This is a genomic window from Enterobacter cloacae complex sp. 2015409 (assembly GCF_041365315.1).
In the GTDB taxonomy this organism is placed as follows: Bacteria; Pseudomonadota; Gammaproteobacteria; order Enterobacterales; family Enterobacteriaceae; genus Enterobacter; species Enterobacter pseudoroggenkampii.
In genome coordinates this window covers 15,800-39,648 of sequence record NZ_JBFTVM010000005.1, presented here as the reverse complement: position 1 = coordinate 39,648, position 23,849 = coordinate 15,800, and the positions used below count along the sequence as shown (strand labels likewise).

The window sequence follows — 23,849 nt, the reverse complement described above, 5'->3', positions numbered from 1 at the left end:
GTAAACACATTTCAAGGAGAAGCGGATGAAACAGTTTTTGATTGCTCCCTCAATTCTGTCGGCCGATTTTGCCCGTCTGGGTGAAGATACCGCCAAAGCTCTCGCGGCTGGCGCAGATGTTGTCCATTTCGACGTGATGGATAACCACTACGTTCCGAATCTGACCATTGGTCCAATGGTGCTCAAGGCATTGCGTAACTATGGCATTACCGCGCCGATCGACGTTCACCTGATGGTGAAGCCTGTTGACCGCATCGTGCCTGACTTCGCCGCGGCGGGTGCCAGCATCATCACTTTCCATCCGGAAGCCTCTGAACACGTCGACCGCACGCTGCAGCTGATCAAAGAGAACGGCTGTAAAGCGGGTCTGGTGTTTAACCCGGCCACGCCGCTGAGCTATCTCGACTATGTCATGGACAAGCTGGACGTGATCCTGCTGATGTCCGTTAACCCGGGCTTTGGCGGCCAGTCGTTTATCCCCCACACGCTGGATAAGCTGCGTGAAGTTCGCCGTCGTATTGACGAGTCAGGCTACGATATTCGTCTGGAAGTGGACGGCGGTGTGAAAGTGAATAACATTGGTGAAATTGCGGCAGCGGGCGCGGATATGTTTGTTGCCGGTTCAGCCATTTTCGACCAACCGGATTACAAAAAAGTCATTGATGAAATGCGCCGCGAGCTGGCGAAGGTAAGTCATGGATAAATTACAGGCTATTCGGGGTGTGGCATTCGACCTCGACGGTACGCTGGTCGACAGCGCGCCGGGCTTAACGAGCGCCGTAGATCAGGCGCTGTACGCACTTGAGCTGCCCGTTGCAGGTGAAGAACGCGTGGTAACGTGGATTGGCAACGGCGCCGATGTTCTGATGGAGCGTGCGCTGACGTGGGCTCGCCAGGAGCGCGCGTCGCAGCGTTCCGCGCAGGGTAAACCGAGCGTCGATCACGCTGACATTCCTAAGGATGAGCAGCTGCGTATTCTGCGCAAATTGTTCGATCGTTTCTACGAAGAGACCGTCGAGGAGGGCAGTTTCCTGTTCCCGGACGTTCAGGAAACGCTGAGCGCGCTGCACGCTAAGGGCATCCCGCTGGGGCTGGTGACCAACAAGCCAACCCCGTTCGTTGCGCCTCTGCTGGAAGCGCTCGATATCGCGAAGTATTTCTCCGTGATTGTGGGTGGCGATGACGTGCAGAACAAAAAGCCGCATCCGGAACCGCTTTTGCTGGTGGCAGGAAAATTATCCTTAACGCCCGCGGAGCTGCTCTTTGTCGGGGATTCGCGCAATGATATTCTGGCTGCCCGAGCGGCAGGGTGTCCTTCCGTCGGATTAACCTATGGCTACAACTACGGTGAGGCCATCACGCTAAGTGAGCCGGATGTGGTCTTCGACCACTTCAAAGATTTGTTGCCCGCACTCGGGCTTTCGCACAGTGAACATCAGGAATTGAATAATGACTAAGCCCATCGTTTTTAGTGGCGCACAGCCTTCAGGTGAATTGACCATTGGTAACTACATGGGTGCGTTACGTCAGTGGGTCAGCATGCAGGATGACTACCATTGCATCTACTGCATCGTCGATCTCCATGCGATTACCGCGCGTCAGGATCCTGAGAAGCTGCGCAAAGCCACTCTCGATACGCTGGCGCTGTACCTGGCCTGCGGCATCGATCCTGAGAAAAGCACCATCTTCGTTCAGTCTCACGTGCCGGAGCACGCGCAGCTGGGCTGGGCGCTGAACTGCTATACCTATTTCGGCGAGCTGAGCCGCATGACCCAGTTCAAGGATAAATCCGCGCGCTACTCTGAAAACATCAACGCCGGTCTGTTTGACTATCCGGTGCTGATGGCGGCAGACATCCTGCTGTACCAGACAAACCAGGTCCCGGTGGGTGAAGACCAGAAGCAGCATCTTGAGCTGAGCCGCGATATCGCCCAGCGCTTTAACGCGATCTACGGCGATGTGTTTAAAGTGCCTGAGCCATTTATTCCAAAATCCGGTGCGCGCGTGATGTCGCTGCTGGAACCGACCAAAAAGATGTCCAAGTCTGACGATAACCGCAACAACGTTATCGGCCTGCTGGAAGATCCGAAATCCGTCGTCAAAAAGCTCAAGCGCGCGGTCACCGACTCCGACGAGCCGCCTGTTGTGCGCTACGACGTGCAGAACAAAGCGGGCGTCTCCAACCTGCTGGATATCCTCTCCGGCGTGACCGGCCAGAGCATTCCTGAGCTGGAACAACATTTCGAAGGTAAGATGTATGGCCACCTGAAAGGTGAAGTGGCAGACGCCGTTTCCGGCATGCTGACCGAGCTTCAGGAGCGCTATAAACGCTATCGCAATGACGAAGCCTTCCTGCAGAAGGTGATGAAAGAGGGCGCGGAAAAAGCCAGCGCACGCGCGTCCGAAACCCTGAAAGCGGTATACAACGCGATTGGGTTTGTGGGTAAACCTTAAGTAAAAGCAAAACGGTAACCACGTTACCGTTTTTAGGGTTTGTTCCCTCTCCCTGTGGGAGAGGGTCAGGGTGAGGGCATCAGGCCGCACTTCCCTAAACAAAAAAACCGGGACATCCCGGTTTTTTTACGCCTGTAAAACGCTTACTGCTGCGCTGCCGGGCCGCAACCACCGATGATTTTCGAAATGGAGATCGCCGGGTGCAGCAGATAATCGTAGCTGCAATTATTTTTGGTGTTCTGTACGTGACCGGTGCAGGCCGTCAGCGTTGATAACAGGCCAACCAGAACGGCGGCTTTTGCCAGTTTGAACATATGCATTCCTTGTCTAAAAAATGGATGTAATACGAGGGAATAAATGGAAAAGTTCCACTATACGGGCGGTATGTTATCGACAGCGGTAAGAGGGGAGTAGTCCGCTTAAGGACTACTCCGGGAAGGAAGAGTATGCGTTAGTGATTCGAGAACCAGTTCAGCCTGTCGCGCAGTTCAACCACACGGCCCACCACAATCAGCGCCGGGCTTTCAACCTGCTGCGCCAGCTCACCGAGCTGCGTCAGTACACCATCCACCACGCGCTGCGTAATGGCGGTGCCGTTTTCGACTAGCGCGACGGGCATATCCGCATTCATACCGTGCTCCAGCAGCTTCGCCTGAATCGTGGCGGCCTGATTGAGCCCCATGTAGAACACCAGCGTCTGCTTTTCGGCGGCCAGGTTATGCCAGTCCAGCTCGCTGCCGGTCTTCAGGTGGCCCGTCACCAGACGCACGCTCTGGGCGTAATCCCGGTGGGTCAGCGGAATGCCAGAGTACGCTGAGCAGCCGGATGCTGCCGTAATGCCCGGCACGACGGAGAACGGAATGCCCGCGTCGCACAGGGTTTCCAGCTCCTCGCCGCCGCGACCAAAGATAAACGGATCGCCGCCCTTAAGGCGCACCACGCGCTTACCTTTCTGCGCCTCGCGCAGCAGGATCTGGTTAATCTCCTCCTGCGGCACGCAGTGGTAGCCCGCCCGTTTGCCAACGAATACGCGGTCGGCATCGCGACGGACCAGATTCATGATGTCATCAGAAACCAGACGGTCGTACACCACGATATCCGCCTGCTGGATCTGCTGTAGTCCTTTTAACGTCAGCAGACCCGCATCGCCGGGACCTGCGCCCACCAGCACCACTTCGCCTCGATGATCCAGGGGTTCGGAGAGTAACTGCGTCGTTGTCTCTTCAACCGCCTTCACGTCCTGATTCGCCAGCGACTGCGCCAGCCTGTCGTTCACAAAGAATTTTTCCCAGAAGCGGCGGCGCTCGCCCACTGTCGAGAAGGTTTGCTTCACGCGGGAGCGGAGTTGCCCGGCATAATGCGCAATCTGACCAAGATGCTGGGGCAACAGGGCTTCCAGTTTTTCCCGCAGCAGACGCGCGAGAACCGGTGAACGTCCCCCGGACGATACCGCAATCATCAGCGGCGAGCGGTCGATAATCGACGGCATGATAAAGCTGGCCTCTTTCGGCGCATCCACCACGTTGCAGAAGATACGGCGCGCTTCGCAGGCATCGCTCACGCGCTGGTTCACTTCATCGTCATCCGTCGCGGCAATGGTCAGCCAGCAGGTATCCAGCAGGGATTCATTAAACGCACCCTGTTCCAGCGTGAGCATCCCTTCCTGCGCCCAGACCTCAAACTGGGGGGCGAAGTCGAGGGCGTTGACGGTGAGTCGGGCGCCAGCCTCTAACAGCAGGCGCGCTTTGCGTTCAGCCACGTCGCCGCCGCCCACGAGCAGGCAGTCGCGGTTGCGTAATTGACAAAAAATCGGCAGGTGATCCACGACGTTACCTCGCAGCATTCATGGAGGGGGTAAGAATTGACGTCAGGATAACAGCAGGGATCGCACAGAACATACGACTTTCCTGCCGTTATCCCTAAAAGGGCGGGGGATTAGCCTTTCAGCTGCACCTTACCGTCCTTCACGCGGACGTCGTAGTGCTTCACAGAGCGGCTCTCATCTTCCATGCAATACCCGTCGCTTAAGCGGAAACGCTGCTTTTTCAACGGGCTGGCGACCCACAGTTCACCCTGGTGCTCGGCAATCAGTCCGCGGGAGAGCACGCTGGCCTCGAAGAACGGGTCGATATTGCTGATAGCAAAGACCTGTTCATCGTGACGAGGGCGGAAAATCGCCACCTGCTCGTTGCCCAGCAGCGCACAGACGCCGGTGGCGGGGAGAATGTCGTTAATATTGCAGATGTTTACCCACTGGCTCATGCATTTTCCTCCACCAGCGTGACCGGAATACGTTCATACGGCGTCGCCGGACGATGCTGTTCGCGCTCCGGCACAACCTGTACGTTCGGGTCGCGCTGGGTGCTGTTGATAAAGTGTTTGAAGCGCGTCTGCGCCGCCGGGGTGTTGACGGTTTCCGTCCACTCGCAGATCACCGCCTCGCGCAGGCGCGCCATCTCCGCTTCCAGATGTTCGTTCAGGCCCAGCTTGTCGTCGATGATGACCGATTTCAGATAGTCGATGCCGCCCTCGAGGTTATCGAGCCAGGAGGCGGTACGGGTCAGCTTATCGGCGGTACGGATGTAGAACATCATGAAGCGGTCGAGATACTGAATCAGCGTGTCGCGATCGAGATCCGCCGCCAGCAGGTCCGCATGGCGCGGTTTCATCCCGCCGTTGCCGCACACATACAGGTTCCAGCCTTTCTCGGTGGCAATAATACCCACGTCTTTACCCTGCGCTTCCGCACATTCGCGGGTGCAGCCGGAGACGCCAAACTTCATTTTGTGCGGGGTACGAATGCCTTTGTAGCGGTTTTCCAGCTCCACGCCGAAGCCCACGCTGTCGCCGACGCCGTAGCGACACCAGGTGCTGCCCACGCAGGTTTTCGCCATGCGCAGCGCTTTGGCGTACGCGTGGCCGGTTTCGAAGCCCGCTTCAATCAGCTGACGCCAGATTTCCGGCAGGTCGTCCTTCTGCGCGCCGAACAGGCCGATACGCTGGGAGCCGGTAATTTTGGTGTAAAGGTTAAATTCACGGGCTATACGGCCCACCGCGACCAGCCCTTCCGGCGTGATTTCGCCACCGGCGGAACGTGGGATAACGGAGTAGGTGCCGTCTTTCTGAATGTTGGCCAGGAAGTTGTCGTTGGTGTCCTGCAGCGGCGTGTGCTCCGGCTTGAGCACGTACTCGTTCCAGCAGGAGGCCAGCAGGGAGCCGACGGTCGGTTTACACACTTCACAGCCGTAGCCCTGGCCGTGCTTCGCCAGTAGTTCGTCGAAGGACTTAATGCCTTCCACGCGGATCAGGTGGTACAGCTCCTGGCGAGAATACGCGAAGTGCTCGCACAGGTTGTTGTTCACTTCGATGCCCTGTTTCGCCAGTTCGGCGTTCAGCACCTGAGTGACCAGCGGAATACAGCCGCCGCAGCCGGTACCGGCTTTGGTTTCCGCTTTCAGCGCCGCAACGGTGTGGCACCCTTTGTTGATCGCGGAGATCAGCATGCCTTTGGTCACGTCGAAGCAGGAGCAAATCTGCGCGCTGTCCGGCAGTTTATCCACGCCGATGGACGGCTTGCCGCTGGAGGCGTGCGCCGGGAGGATCAGCGCGTCCGGGTTTTCCGGCAGTTCGATGGCGTTGAGCACCAGCTGGAGCAGATTACCGAAGTCGCTGGTGTCGCCCACCAGCACCGCGCCGAGCAGGGTTTTGTTGTCCTGGCTGACGATGAGTCGTTTGTAGACCTCTTTGCTTTCGTCGAGATAGACATAGCTGCGGGAATTCGGGGTGCGGCCGTGCGCATCGCCAATACCGCCTACGTCCACGCCCAGCAGCTTCAGCTTGGCGCTCATGTCTGCGCCAGTAAACGCGTTTTCGCTGCCGAGGATATGGTCCACGGCGACCTGCGCCATTTTGTAGCCCGGCGCCACCAGACCGTATACGCGGTTGTTCCAGCTGGCGCATTCGCCGATAGCGTAGATATCCGGATCGGAGGTCTGGCAGGTGTCGTTAATCATGATCCCGCCGCGCTGCGCTACGGCCAGCCCGCACTGGGTCGCCAGCTTGTCGCGCGGACGAATACCGGTGGAGAAGACGATGAAGTCCACTTCCAGCTCGCTGCCGTCGGCAAAGCGCATGGTTTTGCGCGCTTCAGTCCCTTCCTGAACGATCTCTTTGGTGTTCTTGCTGGTGTGAACCTTCACGCCCATGCTTTCGATTTTACGACGCAGCTGGTCACCGCCCATGTGGTCCAGCTGTTCGGCCATCAGCATCGGGGCAAATTCGATGACGTGGGTTTCAACGCCGAGGTTTTTCAGCGCGCCAGCCGCTTCCAGGCCCAGCAGACCGCCGCCGACCACCGCACCGCGCTTGCTGCGGCGTGCGCAGGACTCAATGGCGTTGAGGTCTTCAATGGTACGGTAGACGAAGCAATCCTGCGTTTCCGAGCCTTTAATCGGCGGGATCCACGGATAGGAGCCCGTCGCCATGATCAGCTTGTCGTAAAAAACCGTACGCCCGGCGCTGGAGTGGATCACTTTTTCCTGACGGTTGATGGTGATAGCGCGTTCGCCCACCAGCACTTTTACGCCATGCTTCTCGTAGAAACCTTCGCGCACCAGAGAGAGCTCTTCGGCGGTATGATGGGAGAAGTAGGAAGACAGGTGCACACGGTCGTACGCCTTGCGGGGTTCTTCACAGAACACGGTAATATCGAACTGCTCAGCATCGGCCTTATCGAGAAGATCCTCGATAAAGCGGTGGCCGACCATGCCGTTACCGATGATAGCGAGTCTGACTTTGCTCATTATTGCCTCGATTTCTTTTCTATTATTGCCTACCTTAACGATTCAGCAGGGGCGCTTATTGATGCAAATCAAATACGTCTTCGCCTACTCCTTAGGTGGTATATGACTGATTTGTCAGGATTTTTATAAGTAGTGGAAATCGAAGGCTTTTCGTGTTCGTTGAATTTGTGTACAACTCAGGGGCGATTTTGCAAAAAACGATACGCCTGAATATCAGCGGCGTTTTTTAGGGGAAAGGTATGTCTACAGCACCGTTATGGCTTGTTCAGAATGTTCGTTTACCGGGTCGGGAAGGGCTGTGGCAGCTCGCTATTGAGAACGGGCGATTTGGTGACATCACCCCGATGGACGACACCCATGCCGAAAGTTATGAAGTATTGAACGCGCGCGGTGGGCTGGCTATTCCGCCGTTCATCGAGCCGCATATCCATCTTGATACCACCCAGACGGCGGGTGAGCCGAACTGGAACCAGTCCGGCACGCTGTTCGAAGGCATCGAGCGCTGGGCCGAGCGCAAGGCGTTGCTCAGTCATGAGGACGTTAAAGCGCGCGCCTGGAAAACGCTGAAGTGGCAAATTGCCAACGGCATCCAGTTTGTTCGCACCCATGTGGATGTCTCCGACCCGACGCTCACCGCCCTGAAGGCGATGCTGGAGGTGAAGCAGGAGGTTGCCCCGTGGGTAACGCTGCAAATCGTCGCGTTTCCGCAGGAAGGTATTCTCTCTTACCCGAACGGCGCGGCGCTGCTGGAAGAGGCGTTAAAGCTGGGGGCCGACGTGGTGGGGGCGATCCCACACTTCGAGTTCACCCGCGAGTATGGCGTCCAGTCGCTGCACATCGCGTTTGAGCTGGCGAAGAAGTATGACCGTCCGCTGGATATTCACTGCGACGAAATCGACGATGAACAGTCTCGGTTTGTCGAGACGGTGGCCGCGCTGGCGTATGAGGCCGGTATTGGGCCGCGCGTGACGGCCAGCCACACCACCGCCATGCACTCCTACAACGGCGCTTACACCTCGCGGCTTTTCCGTCTGCTGAAAATGTCGGGGATTAACTTCGTCGCGAACCCGTTGGTCAACATCCACCTGCAGGGGCGCTTTGATGACTATCCGAAGCGTCGCGGCATCACCCGGGTGAAAGAGCTGCAGGAGGCGGGCATTAACGTCTGCTTCGGTCACGACGACGTCTTCGACCCGTGGTACCCGCTCGGTACCGGCAACATGCTGCAGGTACTGCATATGGGGCTGCACGTCTGTCAGATGATGGGCTACCCGCAAATCGACAGCGGCCTGAACCTGATCACCCATAACAGCGCCCGTACCTTCGGCCTGAGCGATTACGGTATTGAAACGGGAAACCCGGCAAACCTGATTATTTTGCCTGCGGAGAGCGGGTTTGAAGCGGTGCGCTGCCAGGTGCCGGTGCGCTGGTCGATTCGTCAGGGGCGCGTGATCGCTACGACGCAGCTGGCGCAGACCTGGATCCAGACGGACGTCGGGGGAGAAGAGGTGAGTTTCGCCAGAAACAGCCCCTCTGCGTAATGCAAAGGGGCGCAGGGTTTAGTGCGATGCCGCTGCCGCGTTGTGCTGGCGGTGGCGGGTCACAAAGCCCAGGATGAAGCACATGATGAACACCACGGCGTACAGACCGTTCGCGGTATGCAGCGCGGCCAGCGGGCCGCTGTGGGCAACGATCGGGCCCGTCACCACGAAGGTCAGCATGGTGCCGATGGTGCCGCAGGTCAGAACGAAGTTAACCAGCTTCGGCGAGGCCACTTTGGTCTGCAGGGAGCCCAGGGTGATGATCGAGGTATAAATGGCGCTGGAGAAGAAGCCCAGGGTCAGAATGAACCACGGCATATGTTCTGGTGAACCGTTGATGAACAGATACATCAGCACGGTCGCCAGGCCTGCCAGCACGGTCAGAATGCGCTGCAGGTCGAAGAAGCGCAGGATGAAGCTAAACGCCCACATGCCGAACATGTAAGACATCCAGAAATCGCTCACCAGTTTACCCGCATCGTTCAGGCTCATGCCCAGACCTTTGGCGTATTCCGGTACCCAAGAGATAAAGCCCAGCTGGCCCAGGATGTAGCACAGGGCGGCGATGGAGAGGAACAGCACGCCGATTCCCCACTTTTCTTTCGCAACGGGCTCTGCGGTGGTTTGCGCTTTCTTGCCCAGCACCGGGAACTCGCAGCCGAAGGTCAGAATAAAGATCGCCACGTAGACCAGACCAATGCAGGCATAGACCCAGTACCACTCAATGCTGCGCGCCAGCAGAACGGCCGCGACCATCGGGAAGATCATTCCGGCCATGCTGAAGAAGGAGTCGGTAAACAGCAGGCGCGCGCCGCGCTGGCGGCCTTCATACATAAGGGTAATCAGGAACGTACCGATCGACATGGTGATCCCGCTGACCAGACCAAGCACGAACATCGCGGCGGAGAACAGGGCGATGCTGTGGCTCAGCATCAGGCCCGCCACGGCGGCGACCATCAGCACAAAGCCAAAACGCAGCTGGGTTTTCAGCGGCACGATTTCCATCAGCCAGGCATTCAGGAAAATAGAGATCAGGATCCCTGCGTTGAGGAAGGTGAAGGTATTACTCATGCTGGAAACGGGCAGCTGGAAGTAGTCTGCGATATTTCCCATCACCATCCCGGTGACGATCACCAACGCGCCGGTCAGGGCGTAGGAGAAGAAGCTGATCCATGTGAGCTTGATGCGATTGCTGTTAGTCATGTCTGGCCTGTTCAGAAAAAGAAAAGCGCCCAGGGGGCGCTGAGAGCGGGCAGATTTTAGACATTAAAGTGATCTATTCATATCTTTTAAGAGAAATTAGAACTTCATTGCATGTTTTTGTGTGATCCTGATCACACAAAATGGTGCTAAAGCCAACCGTTTGCGTGGTTACAACTGTTTCAATTTCGTAAAATTAGGTAAAAGGCTGGTCTCCGTTCATACTGCTCTTTAGAATCAAGCCATTCGCTTTTTATACTGCGCTTTGTTAAGGAATTCTCATGCTCAAATCAACACTGGCGGCTGTCGCAGCTGTGTTTGCTCTTTCTGCCGTTTCCCCTGCTGCGCTGGCAGCCAAAGGGGACCCTCACGTTCTGCTGACCACCTCCGCCGGGAACATTGAGCTGGAACTGAATAGCCAGAAAGCTCCGGTTTCTGTGAAAAACTTCCTCGACTACGTGAACAGTGGTTTCTATAACAACACCACCTTCCACCGCGTGATCCCAGGCTTTATGGTGCAGGGCGGCGGTTTCAACGAGCAGATGCAGCAGAAGCAGCCGAACCCGCCTATTAAAAACGAAGCGGACAACGGCCTGCTGAACAAGCGCGGCACCATCTCCATGGCGCGTACCGCAGACAAAGATAGCGCGACCAGCCAGTTCTTCCTCAACGTGGCGGATAACGCCTTCCTCGACCACGGTCAGCGTGACTTCGGCTATGCGGTGTTCGGTAAAATCGTGAAAGGGATGGACGTAGCTGACAAGATTTCTCAGGTGCCTACTCACGACGTCGGTCCGTATCAGAATGTGCCGTCAAAACCGGTGGTTATCCTCTCCGCAAAAGTTCTGCCGTAATTCTTCTGAACGCGGGCTCTCCTGCCCGCGTGATATCGCCCTCCCTGCGAAAGCGCGTTTTGCTGCTTATACTTGTGGCAAACGGACTATTCAGGGAGGCGTTAAGTGAAAAAACTCACCGACAAGCAAAAATCCCGTCTCTGGGAACAGCAGCGTAACGTCAATTTACAGGCCAGTTGTCTCCTTGAAAAAGGTAATGGTCCCTCGGAACCCCACATTGAGACGCTGGAGCTTGGGCCTTCCGCGCCTGGGTTGCCCCATCTGTGCCTTATTCATCGTCATCTGTACCGCAGCGAGATGAAGCGGGCAGGCGAACTCCGTACGGACGATATTTTTAAAGGTGACATTCCCTTCTGCCATTTTGAGTACATCGAGAAGATGGGCAACGAGCTAATGGCGGCGCTGGAAAACGAAAAATATCTTGTGGGTCTTGAGAAAGCGACGTTTGTTGACCGGGTTAGCCACTATTACTGCGAAATCAACATGCTGCATCCCTTCATGCGCGGCAACGGTATTGCCCAACGCGTTTTCTTCGAGCAATTGGCGCTCCATGCAGGCTACGCGCTGGACTGGCGCGATATCGATCCCGAGCAGTGGGTGGCGGCTAACCGCAGCGGCGCAACGGGTGATTTATCCGCGCTGAACGCTATCTTTGCCAAAGTAGTGAGCGAAGCGCGGGAATCTGAGTAGAATAGGGCGGCATTTTTTTCGGGAGCCGCCATGATTCTGCTGATTGATAACTACGATTCCTTCACCTGGAACCTTTACCAGTATTTTTGCGAACTGGGTGCCGAGGTGGTTGTTCGTCGCAACGACGAGATCGATCTCGCCGATATCGAGACGCTGGCTCCACAGAAAATCGTGATTTCTCCGGGGCCGTGTACGCCCTCGGAGTCGGGTATTTCTCTGGATGTGATCCAGCACTATGCCGGCAGGCTGCCGATCCTGGGCGTCTGTCTGGGCCATCAGGCGATTGCCCAGGCGTTTGGTGCCACCATCGTGCGCGCCGCCAAAGTGATGCACGGTAAAACCTCGCCGGTCACCCACACGGGCACCGGAGTGTTCACGGGGCTCAATAATCCGTTAACCGTGACGCGCTACCATTCCCTGGTCATTGACCCGCCGACGCTGCCCGACTGCTTTGAGGTGACGGCCTGGAGCGATACGCAGGAGATCATGGGGATTCGTCACCGCGAATGGGACCTCGAAGGCGTGCAGTTCCACCCGGAAAGCATCCTCAGCGAGCAGGGCCATGCGCTGCTGGCAAATTTCCTCCATCGCTGAATAACTGTTGCCTTGCTGTGATTTTTTATGCATATTTTGTGATTATATTTTCACAATCAATGTGACATAAAATGGATGGGCATGACATGGCAACTGAACAACCAGCAATTACCCGCGCGACTTTCGATGAAGTGATCCTGCCGATTTATGCACCGGCTGAGTTTATCCCAGTGAAGGGAAAGGGCAGCCGCGTCTGGGATCAGCAGGGTAAAGAGTATGTGGATTTCGCGGGCGGTATTGCGGTCACGGCGCTGGGTCATTGCCATCCCGCGCTGGTTGAGGCGCTAAAAACCCAGGGCGAAACCCTGTGGCACACCAGCAACGTGTTCACCAACGAACCGGCGCTGCGCCTGGGACGTAAGATCATCGATGCCACCTTCGCCGAGCGCGTGCTGTTTATGAACTCCGGCACCGAAGCCAACGAAACCGCCTTTAAGCTGGCGCGCTACTACGCCACAACGCGCCACAGCCCGTACAAAACCAAAATCATCGCCTTCCACAATGCCTTCCACGGACGCTCCTTCTTTACCGTCTCCGTTGGCGGCCAGCCGAAGTATTCCGACGGGTTTGGCCCGAAACCGGCTGATATCGTCCACGTGCCGTTTAACGATCTGCACGCGGTGAAAGCGGTGATGGACGACCACACCTGCGCGGTGGTGGTCGAGCCGATTCAGGGTGAAGGCGGCGTGACCGCGGCAACCCCGGAATTCCTGAAAGGGCTGCGCGCGCTGTGCGACGAACATCAGGCGCTGCTGGTCTTTGATGAAGTGCAGTGCGGAATGGGACGTACCGGCGATCTGTTCGCGTATATGCACTACGGCGTGACGCCGGATATTCTGACCAGCGCCAAAGCGCTCGGCGGCGGTTTCCCGGTGAGTGCGGTACTGACGACGCAGGAGATCGCCTCCGCGTTCCACGTTGGCTCTCACGGCTCTACCTACGGCGGTAACCCGCTGGCGAGCGCCGTGGCGGGTGCCGCGTTCGACATCATCAACACGCCAGAGGTGTTGAACGGCGTCAGCGCGAAGCGCGAGCTGTTCGTAAAACACCTGCAAAAGATTGACGAGCAGTACGATGTGTTCAGCGAGATCCGCGGTATGGGGTTATTGATTGGTGCCGAGCTGAAGCCGCAGTATAAGGGCCGCGCGCGCGACTTCCTGCACGCCGCCGCTCGCGAAGGGGTGATGGTGCTGAACGCCGGGCTGGACGTAATGCGTTTCGCACCTTCGCTGGTGGTGGAAGACAAAGACATCGAAGAAGGATTAACCCGCTTTGCCGCCGCGGTCGCGAAGATCGTAAAAGGTTAATACGCCGTCCGCTTCAACCTGCGGGTTAGCCAAATCCCGTGATGCGGACGCTGACGCCATGCCACCGACGAAATGGTGTGCATGGTGTTCAGATGTCCCAGTACGCGCTGCAAATGCTGCTCCAGGGTGCTCATTGGCCCGTGGGTTAACGTTTCCGGCGCTTCCAGAATGTTCGAATCTCCCGACTCACCCGGCGAGTCATATTCCAGACGCTGCTGACACCGCTGCAACGCAATTTCACACGACTGCAAATAGCGCTGCGCCAGATCCGGCGTCAGCATCGTGTGCTCGCGCGCCAGCGTGGTCATGGCGTTAATATGCTCGACGATAAACTGGCTGTGCGTCACCCAGAGCTTCATGTCTGCCAGATAGTGCGAATTAAAGCCCGGCTCCTGCATTGCCTGGTTGAGTGAGTTGAACAGGGCGTTGTGCGCCTGGTTGACCTTCATGCGCTGATAAGCCAGCGGCGACGGCTGCGGGTCGTCGCTCAGGATCAGGCGAATGGCCTGCTGGTCGGCTTCCAGCGCGTCGTGGGCGTTCTGGCGCAGCAGTCCACTTTGCCACTGCGGCCACAGCCAGACCATGCCGCCAAAGGCAATCAGGCAGCCGATCAGGGTATCAATCAGCCTGGCGACAATAAACTGCTCGCCATTGAGCGTGAGCAGCTGCAGGGTATATACCGCCGTCACCGTAAAGCCCACCATCGCCCAGCCGTAGTTTTTGCGGATAATCAGGTAACTCACCAGCGTGATCGCCAGCATCCCTGCCAGGGTGTAGCCTTCCGGCACGTGGAAGTGCAGCGTCACGCCCGCAATGATCAGCCCGGCCATGGTGCCGCCTGCGCGATGCAGAATACGCACCCGCGTGGCGCCGTAGCCGTTTTGGGTGACAAACAGCACGGTCATTAAGATCCAGTAGGGTTTCGGCAGATGCAGCGCCATGCCCATCAGGCTGGCGGTACTGAGCATCATGCTAATTCGTGCGGCGTTGCGCAGGGCGGACGATTTAAGCGACAGATAGCTCCTGAGCGCGGGCAATAGCGGCAGCCGTTTTTGCTTATCCGCCATCAGATCGCGCGGATAAAGCGGGCGCTGGGTGCGCAGCACGCGGGCGATGCGGCTGAAGTGCCAGGCGGCAAACTGGCCGACCGGGTTATCCGGATGCTGACGGGCGATTTTCTCCAGCGCGCCGAGCTGTTTTTCCATGTTAAAGCGCGTGGGGTAGCGGTGGTAAAGAATGTCGTCTGCCAGCACCCGCAGACGTGCCGAGACGGTCTGCGCGTTCCAGCGGATCACCGCTTCGGCGTGGCTGCGCTCGACCAGCTTTTGCACCTCCTGCGGATGGTGCAGGCTCACGGAGATATGCTCCTGCAGGTCCAGCCCGACCTGGAAGGTGCGCAGCAGCCGTTTGTACTCGTGGTTCTTGTTGGCGGCGAGCATATGCAGCTGCTGATAGCACTGGCTTATCAGATCCACCACCTTCTGCTGGCGCGTCAGCAGCGGCGGTAAGGCTTTTTCCGGATCGGTATGCTGGGTGAGCAGGGTGTATTTGGCTTCGCAGTATTCCGCCAACTGCACATAGAGCAGGCTCAGGGATTCGCGCAGCGGCTGTTCCCGCCACAGCCAGAACCAGAACCAGTTAAATAGGCCGTACCATAATGTCCCCAGGGCGTAGATCAGCAGCGGCTCCCACACCGGCATATTCCCGGCGAGGCTTAGCGTGAAGATGGCCGCAATCAGCGACGCGGGAAGCAGGCGGGCGTGCAGCGAACTGATTTCCGCCGTGACGCCGAGCGTCATCGCCAGCACGGTCAGGATCAGCGGCAGCGGGATATCCCGAGCCAGTAAAAGCTGTACGGCGAGGCTACAGCCCGCAAACAGGCAGCCGCCGATAATCAGGCGTTTGAAAAAGCGCTTATGCGGCGTGTCCAGACCGGCGATGTTGCAGCAGGCAGGCACGAGGGAAAACAGCAGACCTTGCTGAAGATGTCCGAGGATCAGGCCTATAGCCACGGGAAGACACAACACCAGCGTTTGTCGCAGTGCGTAGTTAACTTCCGGGTGATAGATCAGCCTGCGCCACATGGGGAGTAGAGACAAAAACGGCGTGACACCTTGCGATGGCACGCCGTTTAAGCGGAATTAACGCGTTCCGTAAACCACGATGGTTTTACCGTGGGCGGAGATCAGGTTTTGATCTTCCAGCATTTTCAGGATACGGCCCACCGTTTCACGAGAGCAACCGACGATCTGACCAATTTCCTGACGGGTAATTTTAATTTGCATGCCGTCCGGGTGGGTCATGGCGTCTGGCTGTTTCGCGAGGTTCAGCAGGGTCTGTGCGATACGGCCGGTAACGTCCAGGAAGGCGAGGTTGCCCACTTTCTCTGAGGTGACCTGCAGACGGCGCGCCATCTGGGAAGAAAGACGCATCAGGATGTCAGGGTTAACCTGAATCAGCTGACGGAACTTCTTGTAAGAAATTTCAGCCACTTCACATGCTGTCTTTGCACGAACCCAGGCGCTACGTTCCTGGCCCTCTTCAAACAGGCCCAGTTCACCGATGAAATCGCCCTGGTTCAGATAAGAAAGGATCATCTCTTTCCCTTCTTCATCTTTGATCAGCACTGCCACCGAGCCTTTAACGATGTAATACAACGTTTCCGCTTTTTCACCCTGGTGAATCAGCGTGCTCTTTGATGGGTACTTATGAATGTGGCAATGAGACAAGAACCATTCGAGAGTCGGGTCTGTTTGCGGTTTGCCAAGCACCATGCGCTGTTATCCTCTGTTATAAGCTGTCACCAGAGTCATCAGATGCATCCGGACTCTGGGGTTGCAATCGAATTCTTACCCATACCCTGGGAAGTCGGCTACCGTAACGTTTCGCAGCCAGTAAAGTTTGATGTCCTCTGCATACATGTGTAACGTCAATGTATTACTGTAGCATCCAGAGTGTTTTAGCATAGCTTTCGCCGCGTGTCTCCTGGTGTCTCGCTTCAGCATGATGCAGGTCGCCTTCCATTGCGAGAAATGTAACGCACGCGTAATCTGTCACCAAAAATGCAACGTTGGAGTTTAAGAATATGCAAGCGCGCGTGAAATGGGTTGAAGGTTTAACGTTCCTGGGCGAGTCCGCGTCAGGACACCAGATTTTGATGGACGGTAACTCCGGCGATAAAGCGCCAAGCCCAATGGAAATGGTGCTGATGGCGGCAGGGGGATGCAGCGCCATTGACGTGGTGTCGATTCTGCAAAAAGGTCGTCATGACGTGACGGATTGTGAGGTTAAACTCACGTCAGAACGTCGCGAAGAGGCGCCACGCCTGTTCACCCATATTAATCTGCACTTTGTGGTCACCGGTAAAGAGTTGAAGGACGCGGCGGTCTCGCGTGCGGTGGATCTGTCTGCGGAGAAGTACTGCTCTGTGGCGTTAATGCTGGAGAAAGCGGTAAAAATCACGCATTCGTATGAAGTGATCGAAGCTTAATTATTGGGGCATCGTGCGTGTTGATGCCCTCACCCTAACCCTCTCCCACAGGGAGAGGGAACATGTTCACGCAATCTGCTTCCCTTCCATCAGTCGCTCCACCAGCGGCGTCATGATGAGCTCCATCGCCAGCCCCATTTTTCCGCCCGGCACGACTAACGTATTCATGTGCGAAATAAACGAGCCCTGCAGCATGGCCAGTAGCCAGGGGTAATCAATGCCTTCGAGATTGCGGAAATGGATCACCACAAAGCTCTCATCAAGGGACGGGATACTTTTGGCGGCAAACGGGTTGGAGGTGTCCACCGTCGGCACGCGCTGGAAGTTGATATGGGTACGGGAGAACTGCGGCGTCAGGAAGTTGATGTAATCTTCCATGGAGCGCACCACCGAGTCCATCACTGCCTCTCGTGAATGGCCGCGCTCGCTCATGTCGCGCGTCAGCTTCTGGATCCACTCCAGGTTAACGATAGGGACCACGCCGACCAGCAGATCCACGTGGCGCGCCACGTCGTGTTGAGGAGTGACCACGCCACCGTGCAATCCTTCGTAAAACAGTACGTCGGTGGGTTCCGGCAGCGGTTGCCACGGGGTGAACGTCCCCGGCACCTGATTCCAGGGAACAGCTTCATCATAGGTATGCAGATACTTGCGGGACTGCCCTTTGCCGCTCTGACCGTACTCTATAAAGGTTTGTTCCAGCAGGCCGAAGTCATTGGCTTCCGGGCCGAAATAGCTGATGTGTTTACCCAGATCGCGCGCTTTACGGATGGCCATGTCCATCTCCGGACGCGTGTAGCGGTGAAAGCTGTCGCCTTCGACCTCCGCCGCACGAAGATTCAGCTGGGCGAAAATCTTGCGAAAGGCGAGGCTGGTGGTGGTGGTTCCCGCACCACTCGACCCCGTAACGGCAATAACCGGATGTCTGGCAGACATAGCAACTCCCTGATTTAAAAGGGTGGAAGATCAGCCGTGAAACGCGTTGCGGGGCATGATATTGACCGTCTCATGCAGTTCTGACCACACCAGCACCACGTCGCCGCTTTTCAGCTGGCGCTTAACATCGTTGACCTTTTGCTCAAGCGAGCGTTCCTGTTCACCATAATCGGTGCCTTCGCGTAATACAAAGCTTTCAATCAGATTATCGAGCGTTTCGGGAGCCAGATCCTGCCAGGGAATAATCATTTTGCACCGTCCAGATAAGGGGTTAGCCAGTCAGGAATACGCGTCTCAAGCCACATTTTCGGGCGGCGCAGCGTACCGCCGATAAACCCGACGTGGCCGCCGTGCTCGGTCAACTGATAGTGAACGTTGTCGGGCAGGAATTCCTGAGCGGGGATCGAGTGATGATCCATAAACGGGTCATCTTTGGCATGAATGATCAGCGTCGGCTGCGTGATCTTGCTGAGCAGCGGCATGGCGCTGCACTGACGATAATAGTCAATCGCATCGGCGAAGCCGTGGATTTTCGCGGTGATCAGGTCGTCGAACTCGCGAATACGGCGCACCTTTTTCAGCTGACGCAGGCTGACCGGCAGGGTATCCGGATAGGCTTTCAGCTTACGCGCCGCGTTGGCCTTCAGCAGGTTGAGCAGGTAGCGCTGATAGACGCGGGAAAAGCCTTTATCCATGTGGTAGCTGCACTGCTCCAGCATAAACGGTGCGGAGACAATGACGGCGGCATCCAGCGGGACGGTTTCACCCTCTTTGGCTAGCAGGCAGGCCAGCATATTGCCGCCCAGCGAGTAGCCCACCGCGGCGGTCGGCACGGTGCCAAAGTTGTCCCGCAGCCAGTGTAAAAACCACGTTCCGTCTTCGGTTTCACCCGAGTGATAAATGCGTTTCTGACGATTCGGTTCGCCGCTGCAGCCGCGAAAATGCATCACCACGCCGAGCCAGCCGCGCGCTTTTGCCGCCTCAATTAATCCATGCGCATACGGGCTATGCAGGCTGCCTTCCAGGCCGTGAAAGACCACCAGACGCGGCTTATGGCGGACCTGTTCCGGCGCTTCGCTCCAGGCGAGATCCAGAAAATCACCGTCTGGCAGGTCAAGCCGCTGCCAGTGCGGGGTGAACTGAACCTTGCGGCGGATCAGTCGCGGCAGCATGGTCTGCAAATGGCGATTGGCCACGCCGCGCATAGGCACGAACTCAGTGCTGTCTTCGGCCGCAATGTCGAAGTCTGATGGAATGATTTGGGTCATAAGGGCGATGCTGATTCTTGTCAGAAATTTACGGTACTTTCCGAATTGTACCCCGTTTAGCCTGGTTTTCCGAAACATGAACTGATCCCGATCACAAATCTTTACCTTGATTATTACTCTCAGGCTAATGATTCCACTCTACGCTTAATTGATGCCTTTCTCACCAGAGCGCACACTTTACTCAACGTTAAGCAAATCAAAATGATTAGCTGAATCAGGAGGTTAATAATGTTATCTGGGCAAACACCCACCCGGCAATGGAACACGCGACGCAGCGAAAAAGCGCGTCGCCTGGCGTCCGTACCGGTGCAGGGCAAGGTACTGCCAACCGGCGATCTTGTCGCCATGCTGGAAAAATTAATCGCGCCTGGCGACAAGGTCGTTCTGGAAGGTAACAACCAGAAGCAGGCGGATTTCCTTTCCCGCTCGCTGGCCGAAGTGAATCCGCAAATTGTCCACGACCTGCATATGATCATGCCGAGCGTCGGCCGCAGCGAGCATCTGGATATCTTCGAGAAAGGCATCGCCCGCAAGCTGGATTTCTCCTTCTCCGGGACGCAGAGCCTGCGAATCTCCCAGCTGCTGGAAGATGGTCAGCTCGAAATCGGCGCAATTCACACCTACATCGAACTTTACTCACGTCTCTACGTCGACCTGTCGCCCAACGTGGCGCTGATTGCCGGCTTTAAAGCCGACCGCAAAGGCAACCTCTATACCGGGGCGAGCACTGAAGATACCCCGGCGCTGGTGGAAGCCGCCGCGTTCCATGACGGCATCGTCATCGCGCAGGTGAACGAGCTGTTGGATGACGAGTGTGACCTGCCGCGCGTGGATATTCCGGGCTCGTGGATTGACTTCGTGGTGGTTGCCGATAAGCCGTTCTTTATCGAACCGCTGTTCACCCGCGACCCACGCCTCATTAAACAGGAACATATCCTGATGGCGATGATGGCCATCAAAGGCATCTACGCGGAGCACCAGGTGCAGTCCCTGAACCACGGTATCGGCTTTAACACCGCAGCGATCGAGCTGCTGCTGCCCACCTACGGCGAACAGCTCGGCCTGAAGGGCAAAATCTGTAAACACTGGACGCTGAACCCCCATCCGACGCTGATCCCCGCCATCGAAAGCGGTTGGGTGGAGAGCGTGCACTGCTTCGGCGGCGAGCTGGGGATGGAAGAGTACATCCGTGCTCGTCCGGACGTCTTCTTTACCGGTGCCGACGGCTCTATGCGTTCCAACCGTGCCTTCTGCCAGCTGGCAGGTCAGTACGCGGTGGATATGTTTATCGGCTCTACGCTGCAGGTTGACGGCTACGCCAACTCCTCAACCGTGACCCGCGGTCGTCTTTCCGGCTTCGGCGGTGCGCCAAACATGGGCCATGACCCGCACGGTCGCCGCCACGCCACGCCGGCCTGGCTGAACATGATCACCGAGCCGGACCCGATGCAGCGCGGTAAAAAGCTGGTCGTGCAGATGGTCGAAACCTTCCAGGCAGGCGTGAAGCCAACCTTCGTGGAAAAACTCGATGCCGTAGACGTGGCGAAAGCCTCCGGCATGCCGCTGGCACCGGTGATGATTTACGGCGATGACGTGACGCACGTGCTGACGGAAGAGGGGATTGCCTACCTCTACCGGGCGAAAGATCTGGAAGAGCGTCGGGCCATGGTTGCCGCCGTCGCGGGGATCACCGACATCGGCCTGGGCGTGGACGCCAAACGCGTGGCGGAACTGCGCCAGAGCGGCAAGGTTGTGTATCCGGAAGATATGGGGATTCGCCGCACTGACGCCACCCGCTCTCTGCTGGCTGCGGGCAGCGTGTTTGACCTCGTTGAGTGGTCCGGCGGTTTGTATAACCCACCTGCGAAATTCCGGAGCTGGTAATGAAACTTCTCCCCCAGATTCAGGTTGAAGGCGGTGCCGAATGGCTGGCGCGAACCGCCACGCAGTGTCTGATTGACGAAGCACGTTTAAGCCCGAAACCCGGTCTGGTGGACAGTCGGGGGAACGGCGCGCACCACGATTTATCCCTTGCGCTGATGGAGCGCTCCGCGCACAGCCTGACCTCCACGTTTCAGGCGCTGGCGCAGCAAAGCTGGCAGCGTCCGGCAGATATCGCACTTCGGCAAACCGTCGGGCGACTCGGTCGCGAAGGCGAGCAGCAAATGATGTCCGCAACCGGAGGCGTAAACACCCATCGCGGCGCGATTTGGGCGCTGGGATTGCTGGTCAGCGCGGTGGCGATGCTCGGCGGTGATGCCAGGGCGCAAGACGTCGCCCGCACCGCCGCACAGCTGGCGAGACTGCCGGACGACGCGGCGCCGAAGGTGTTCAGTAAAGGCCTGCGCGCCACGCACCGTTACCGCGTGCCGGGCGCGCGTGAAGAGGCGCAGCAGGCGTTTCCGCACGTTATGCAGCGTGCGCTGCCGCAGCTTCGTCTGAGCCGCCTCAACGGCAGCAGCGAAACGCACGCCAGGCTCGACGCGCTGATGGCCATCATGACCTCACTCACCGACACCTGCGTGCTGTCACGTGCCGGAATGGAAGGGCTTGACGCCATGCAGGACGGCGCCCGTGCGGTACTGAATACCGGCGGCAGCGCAACGCCTGCGGGCCAGCAGGCGCTGGCCAGGTTAGACCGTCAGATGCTGGCGCTCAACGCCTCACCGGGCGGCGCTGCCGACCTGCTTGCCGCCACGCTGTTTCTCGACCGCATCGAAACGCCAAATTCAAAGCATTAAGAGGATGTTATGGAAAAAATCACATTGACCGTGCCAGCCAGCCGCGCGTTAAGCGGCAGGGCGCTGGCAGGGGTAGTTGGTTCCGGGGATATGGAGGTGCTCTTCACCGCCGAACCGGGCCAGACGCTAACCATTGATATCACCACCTCAGTCGACAACAGCCGGGGTCGCTGGGAGGCGCTGTTCAACCGCCTGCAAACCGTCAGCAGCCTGCCGGCAGGCAAACTGACCATTCATGATTTCGGTGCGACGCCGGGCGTGGCGCGCATTCGTATCGAACAGGTTTTTGAGGGGGTGAGCCATGCGTGATGACAGCAGCTTTATCGAACTGAAAGCGCGCCAGCGCGCGCAGGCTCTGCTCGACGAGGGCAGCTACCGCGAACTGCTGGATCCGTTTGAAGGCATTATCTCTCCGTGGCTTGGGCCGCAGGGGATTGTTCCTCAGGCCGATGACGGCATGGTCGTCGCAAAAGGCACCATCAACGGTCAGCCTGCGGTCGTGGTCGCGATTGAAGGCGCGTTCCAGGGCGGCAGCATGGGCGAAGTGTCCGGTGCAAAAATGGCGGCGGCGCTGGAGCTGGCGGCGGAAGATAACCGCAACGGCATTCCGACTCAGGCGGTGCTGTGCCTCGAAACCGGCGGCGTGCGCCTGCAGGAAGCGAATCTCGGCCTGGCGGCGATTGCCGATATCCACGCCGCGATTGTTGACCTGCGCCGCTACACCCCGGTGGTGGGAATTGTGGCCGGGACCGTGGGCTGCTTCGGCGGGATGTCCATCGCGGCAGCGCTGTGCAGCTACCTGATTGTGACCCGCGAAGCGCGTCTTGGCCTCAACGGCCCGCAGGTTATCGAGCAGGAGGCAGGCATTGAGGAGTACGACTCCCGCGACCGTCCGTTTATCTGGAGCATGACCGGCGGCGAAGTGCGCTATCAAAGCGGGCTGGTGGACGCGCTGGTGGGCGACGGCGTAAACGCGGTGAAAGCGGCGATGAACGACGCGATTGCGAAAGGCGTACCGGCGAAACACCGCACCGATAACTACGACGATTACCTGAACCGTCTGACGAATTTCGACACCCGCAAGCAGGCCGATGCCGAACAGATTAACGCGCTTTTTGCCCGGGAGGTGAAATGATGAGTAATTCAAAAAGCCGTGGCGAGCTCTGGCTGGAAACCCTCGCCCCGAATGCCAAACGTATCGAAGGGCTCTGCCCGTCCGTGCAGGCGGCAGACGGCGAGCTGAACGGTGAGGCGGTGCGCTTTGTGGCCGTGGTGCCGGATGCCCACAACCACTTCCCGCGCGCGGCGCAGGGCGAAGTCGGTCTGCTGGAAGGCTGGACGCTGGCGAAGGTGGTCAGCGAAACCGTCGCGGCGGATGCCGATAAAGCCGTCAAACGCCCGATTGTGGCGGTGATCGACGTCCCAAGCCAGGCCTATGGCCGTCGCGAAGAGGCGTTTGGTATCCATCAGGCGCTGGCAGGAGCCGCTGCTGCATATGCTAACGCGCGCCTGGCCGGTCACCCGGTGATTGGGCTGATCGTCGGCAAGGCAATGTCCGGCGCGTTCCTGGCGCACGGCTATCAGGCCAACCGTCTGATCGCCTTCAACGACAAGGGCGTGCTGATCCACGCGATGGGCAAAGAGTCCGCCGCGCGCATCACGCTGCGAACCGTCGAGGCGCTGGAAAAACTGGCGGCGACCATTCCGCCAATGGCATACGACATCGGCAACTACGCCACGCTGGGGCTGCTCTCTAACCTGCTGGATATCAGCAACCCGGATGCCCCCTCCGATAACGATCTGACGCTGGTGAAAACCACCCTGCAACAGGCCATCAGTGACGCTCGTCAGGACACCACCCTGAAAAACCGTCTGGGTGCTGACAACCGCCGCAGCTCGGCGCTCGTACGCGAACGTATGCGAGCCAGCTGGTAAGTAAAAAAAAAGACCTGCCGGAGATGCAAACCCCGTG

24 protein-coding genes are annotated in these 23,849 nt (G+C 57.8%); 14 read left to right on the top strand and 10 right to left on the bottom strand.

Going from position 1 to position 23,849, the window contains the following annotated elements; genetic code table 11:
• Positions 1-25 precede the first annotated feature (25 nt).
• The 3 genes from rpe to trpS are packed head-to-tail and all read left to right on the top strand — an operon-like array spanning position 26 to position 2,454.
• Positions 26-703: a ribulose-phosphate 3-epimerase gene (rpe, locus tag ACDO57_RS19600; RefSeq protein ID WP_024907923.1), complete on the top strand. Its 678-nt coding sequence runs from the start codon at positions 26-28 to the stop codon at positions 701-703.
• A complete protein-coding gene (gene gph / locus ACDO57_RS19595; RefSeq protein WP_024907924.1) occupies positions 696-1,457 on the top strand; it encodes a phosphoglycolate phosphatase in 762 nt (253 codons plus the stop codon). The genes rpe and gph overlap by 8 nt, the downstream gene beginning before the upstream one ends.
• A complete protein-coding gene (trpS, locus tag ACDO57_RS19590) occupies positions 1,450-2,454 on the top strand; it encodes a tryptophan--tRNA ligase (RefSeq protein WP_370884472.1) in 1,005 nt (334 codons plus the stop codon). Before gph ends, trpS begins: the two co-directional genes overlap by 8 nt.
• A gap of 143 nt (positions 2,455-2,597) precedes the next feature.
• On the opposite strand, the gene ACDO57_RS19585 is transcribed toward trpS, so the two are convergent.
• The 4 genes from ACDO57_RS19585 to nirB form a co-directional block, all read right to left on the bottom strand.
• Positions 2,598-2,768 (bottom strand): YhfL family protein, encoded by a 171-nt coding sequence (locus ACDO57_RS19585; protein WP_008503029.1) that lies wholly within the window; start codon positions 2,766-2,768, stop codon positions 2,598-2,600.
• 137 nt (positions 2,769-2,905) lie between these two features.
• On the bottom strand, positions 2,906-4,279 hold the full coding sequence (gene cysG, locus ACDO57_RS19580; RefSeq protein ID WP_048989696.1) for a siroheme synthase CysG: 1,374 nt from the start codon (positions 4,277-4,279) through the stop codon (positions 2,906-2,908).
• A gap of 110 nt (positions 4,280-4,389) precedes the next feature.
• On the bottom strand, positions 4,390-4,716 hold the full coding sequence (gene nirD / locus ACDO57_RS19575; RefSeq protein WP_032648347.1) for a nitrite reductase small subunit NirD: 327 nt from the start codon (positions 4,714-4,716) through the stop codon (positions 4,390-4,392).
• Positions 4,713-7,256, bottom strand: coding sequence for a nitrite reductase large subunit NirB (gene nirB / locus ACDO57_RS19570; protein ID WP_233396107.1), 2,544 nt, complete (start codon positions 7,254-7,256; stop codon positions 4,713-4,715). The genes nirD and nirB overlap by 4 nt, the downstream gene beginning before the upstream one ends.
• 239 nt (positions 7,257-7,495) lie before the next feature.
• Between nirB and ACDO57_RS19565 the strand changes: the two genes are divergently transcribed.
• Entirely contained in the window at positions 7,496-8,797 is a 1,302-nt protein-coding gene (locus tag ACDO57_RS19565; RefSeq protein WP_032648350.1) for a cytosine deaminase, read from the top strand.
• 18 nt (positions 8,798-8,815) lie between these two features.
• Here ACDO57_RS19565 and tsgA read toward each other — a convergent pair whose 3' ends face one another.
• Positions 8,816-10,000, bottom strand: coding sequence for an MFS transporter TsgA (tsgA, locus tag ACDO57_RS19560; RefSeq protein ID WP_370884471.1), 1,185 nt, complete (start codon positions 9,998-10,000; stop codon positions 8,816-8,818).
• Positions 10,001-10,278: 278 nt separating this feature from the next.
• Here tsgA and ppiA point away from each other — a divergent pair, with 278 nt between their 5' ends.
• From ppiA to ACDO57_RS19540, 4 genes are all read left to right on the top strand, one after another.
• A complete protein-coding gene (gene ppiA / locus ACDO57_RS19555) occupies positions 10,279-10,851 on the top strand; it encodes a peptidylprolyl isomerase A (protein WP_023309471.1) in 573 nt (190 codons plus the stop codon).
• A 105-nt stretch (positions 10,852-10,956) separates the two neighbouring features.
• On the top strand, positions 10,957-11,541 hold the full coding sequence (locus ACDO57_RS19550; RefSeq protein ID WP_370884470.1) for a putative adenosine monophosphate-protein transferase Fic: 585 nt from the start codon (positions 10,957-10,959) through the stop codon (positions 11,539-11,541).
• 30 nt (positions 11,542-11,571) lie between these two features.
• Positions 11,572-12,135, top strand: a complete 564-nt coding sequence (gene pabA / locus ACDO57_RS19545; protein WP_248166261.1) for an aminodeoxychorismate synthase component 2 — start codon at positions 11,572-11,574, stop codon at positions 12,133-12,135.
• Between the two features lie 86 nt (positions 12,136-12,221).
• Positions 12,222-13,442 (top strand): aspartate aminotransferase family protein, encoded by a 1,221-nt coding sequence (locus tag ACDO57_RS19540; protein WP_370884469.1) that lies wholly within the window; start codon positions 12,222-12,224, stop codon positions 13,440-13,442.
• Here the strand turns inward: ACDO57_RS19540 and ACDO57_RS19535 are convergent.
• Entirely contained in the window at positions 13,439-15,526 is a 2,088-nt protein-coding gene (locus ACDO57_RS19535; RefSeq protein ID WP_370884502.1) for a YccS/YhfK family putative transporter, read from the bottom strand. The two genes, ACDO57_RS19540 and ACDO57_RS19535, sit on opposite strands and share 4 nt — an antisense overlap.
• A 57-nt stretch (positions 15,527-15,583) precedes the next feature.
• Positions 15,584-16,216, bottom strand: coding sequence for a cAMP-activated global transcriptional regulator CRP (gene crp, locus ACDO57_RS19530; protein WP_000242758.1), 633 nt, complete (start codon positions 16,214-16,216; stop codon positions 15,584-15,586).
• Between the two features lie 311 nt (positions 16,217-16,527).
• Here crp and ACDO57_RS19525 point away from each other — a divergent pair, with 311 nt between their 5' ends.
• Positions 16,528-16,932, top strand: coding sequence for an OsmC family protein (locus ACDO57_RS19525; RefSeq protein ID WP_008503018.1), 405 nt, complete (start codon positions 16,528-16,530; stop codon positions 16,930-16,932).
• 66 nt (positions 16,933-16,998) lie between these two features.
• Here ACDO57_RS19525 and ACDO57_RS19520 read toward each other — a convergent pair whose 3' ends face one another.
• The 3 genes from ACDO57_RS19520 to ACDO57_RS19510 are packed head-to-tail and all read right to left on the bottom strand — an operon-like array spanning position 16,999 to position 19,136.
• The gene (locus ACDO57_RS19520) at positions 16,999-17,868 is read right to left on the bottom strand and encodes a phosphoribulokinase (protein WP_008503017.1); all 870 of its coding nucleotides are present in this window, start codon (positions 17,866-17,868) and stop codon (positions 16,999-17,001) included.
• 30 nt (positions 17,869-17,898) lie between these two features.
• Positions 17,899-18,117 (bottom strand): YheU family protein, encoded by a 219-nt coding sequence (locus tag ACDO57_RS19515; protein ID WP_008503016.1) that lies wholly within the window; start codon positions 18,115-18,117, stop codon positions 17,899-17,901.
• Positions 18,114-19,136, bottom strand: a complete 1,023-nt coding sequence (locus tag ACDO57_RS19510) for a hydrolase (protein WP_370884468.1) — start codon at positions 19,134-19,136, stop codon at positions 18,114-18,116. Before ACDO57_RS19510 ends, ACDO57_RS19515 begins: the two co-directional genes overlap by 4 nt.
• A 228-nt stretch (positions 19,137-19,364) precedes the next feature.
• Here ACDO57_RS19510 and mdcA point away from each other — a divergent pair, with 228 nt between their 5' ends.
• From mdcA to mdcE, 5 genes are read left to right on the top strand one after another with little or no spacing between them, the layout of a single operon-like run.
• Positions 19,365-21,020 (top strand): malonate decarboxylase subunit alpha, encoded by a 1,656-nt coding sequence (gene mdcA / locus ACDO57_RS19505; RefSeq protein WP_370884467.1) that lies wholly within the window; start codon positions 19,365-19,367, stop codon positions 21,018-21,020.
• The gene (locus ACDO57_RS19500; protein ID WP_370884466.1) at positions 21,020-21,877 is read left to right on the top strand and encodes a triphosphoribosyl-dephospho-CoA synthase; all 858 of its coding nucleotides are present in this window, start codon (positions 21,020-21,022) and stop codon (positions 21,875-21,877) included. The genes mdcA and ACDO57_RS19500 overlap by 1 nt, the downstream gene beginning before the upstream one ends.
• Before the next feature lie 9 nt (positions 21,878-21,886).
• Positions 21,887-22,186: a malonate decarboxylase acyl carrier protein gene (gene mdcC, locus ACDO57_RS19495; RefSeq protein ID WP_014885504.1), complete on the top strand. Its 300-nt coding sequence runs from the start codon at positions 21,887-21,889 to the stop codon at positions 22,184-22,186.
• Positions 22,179-23,012, top strand: coding sequence for a biotin-independent malonate decarboxylase subunit beta (locus ACDO57_RS19490; protein WP_370884465.1), 834 nt, complete (start codon positions 22,179-22,181; stop codon positions 23,010-23,012). The genes mdcC and ACDO57_RS19490 overlap by 8 nt, the downstream gene beginning before the upstream one ends.
• Positions 23,012-23,812: a biotin-independent malonate decarboxylase subunit gamma gene (gene mdcE, locus ACDO57_RS19485; RefSeq protein WP_148768917.1), complete on the top strand. Its 801-nt coding sequence runs from the start codon at positions 23,012-23,014 to the stop codon at positions 23,810-23,812. The genes ACDO57_RS19490 and mdcE overlap by 1 nt, the downstream gene beginning before the upstream one ends.
• Positions 23,813-23,849 lie beyond the last annotated feature (37 nt).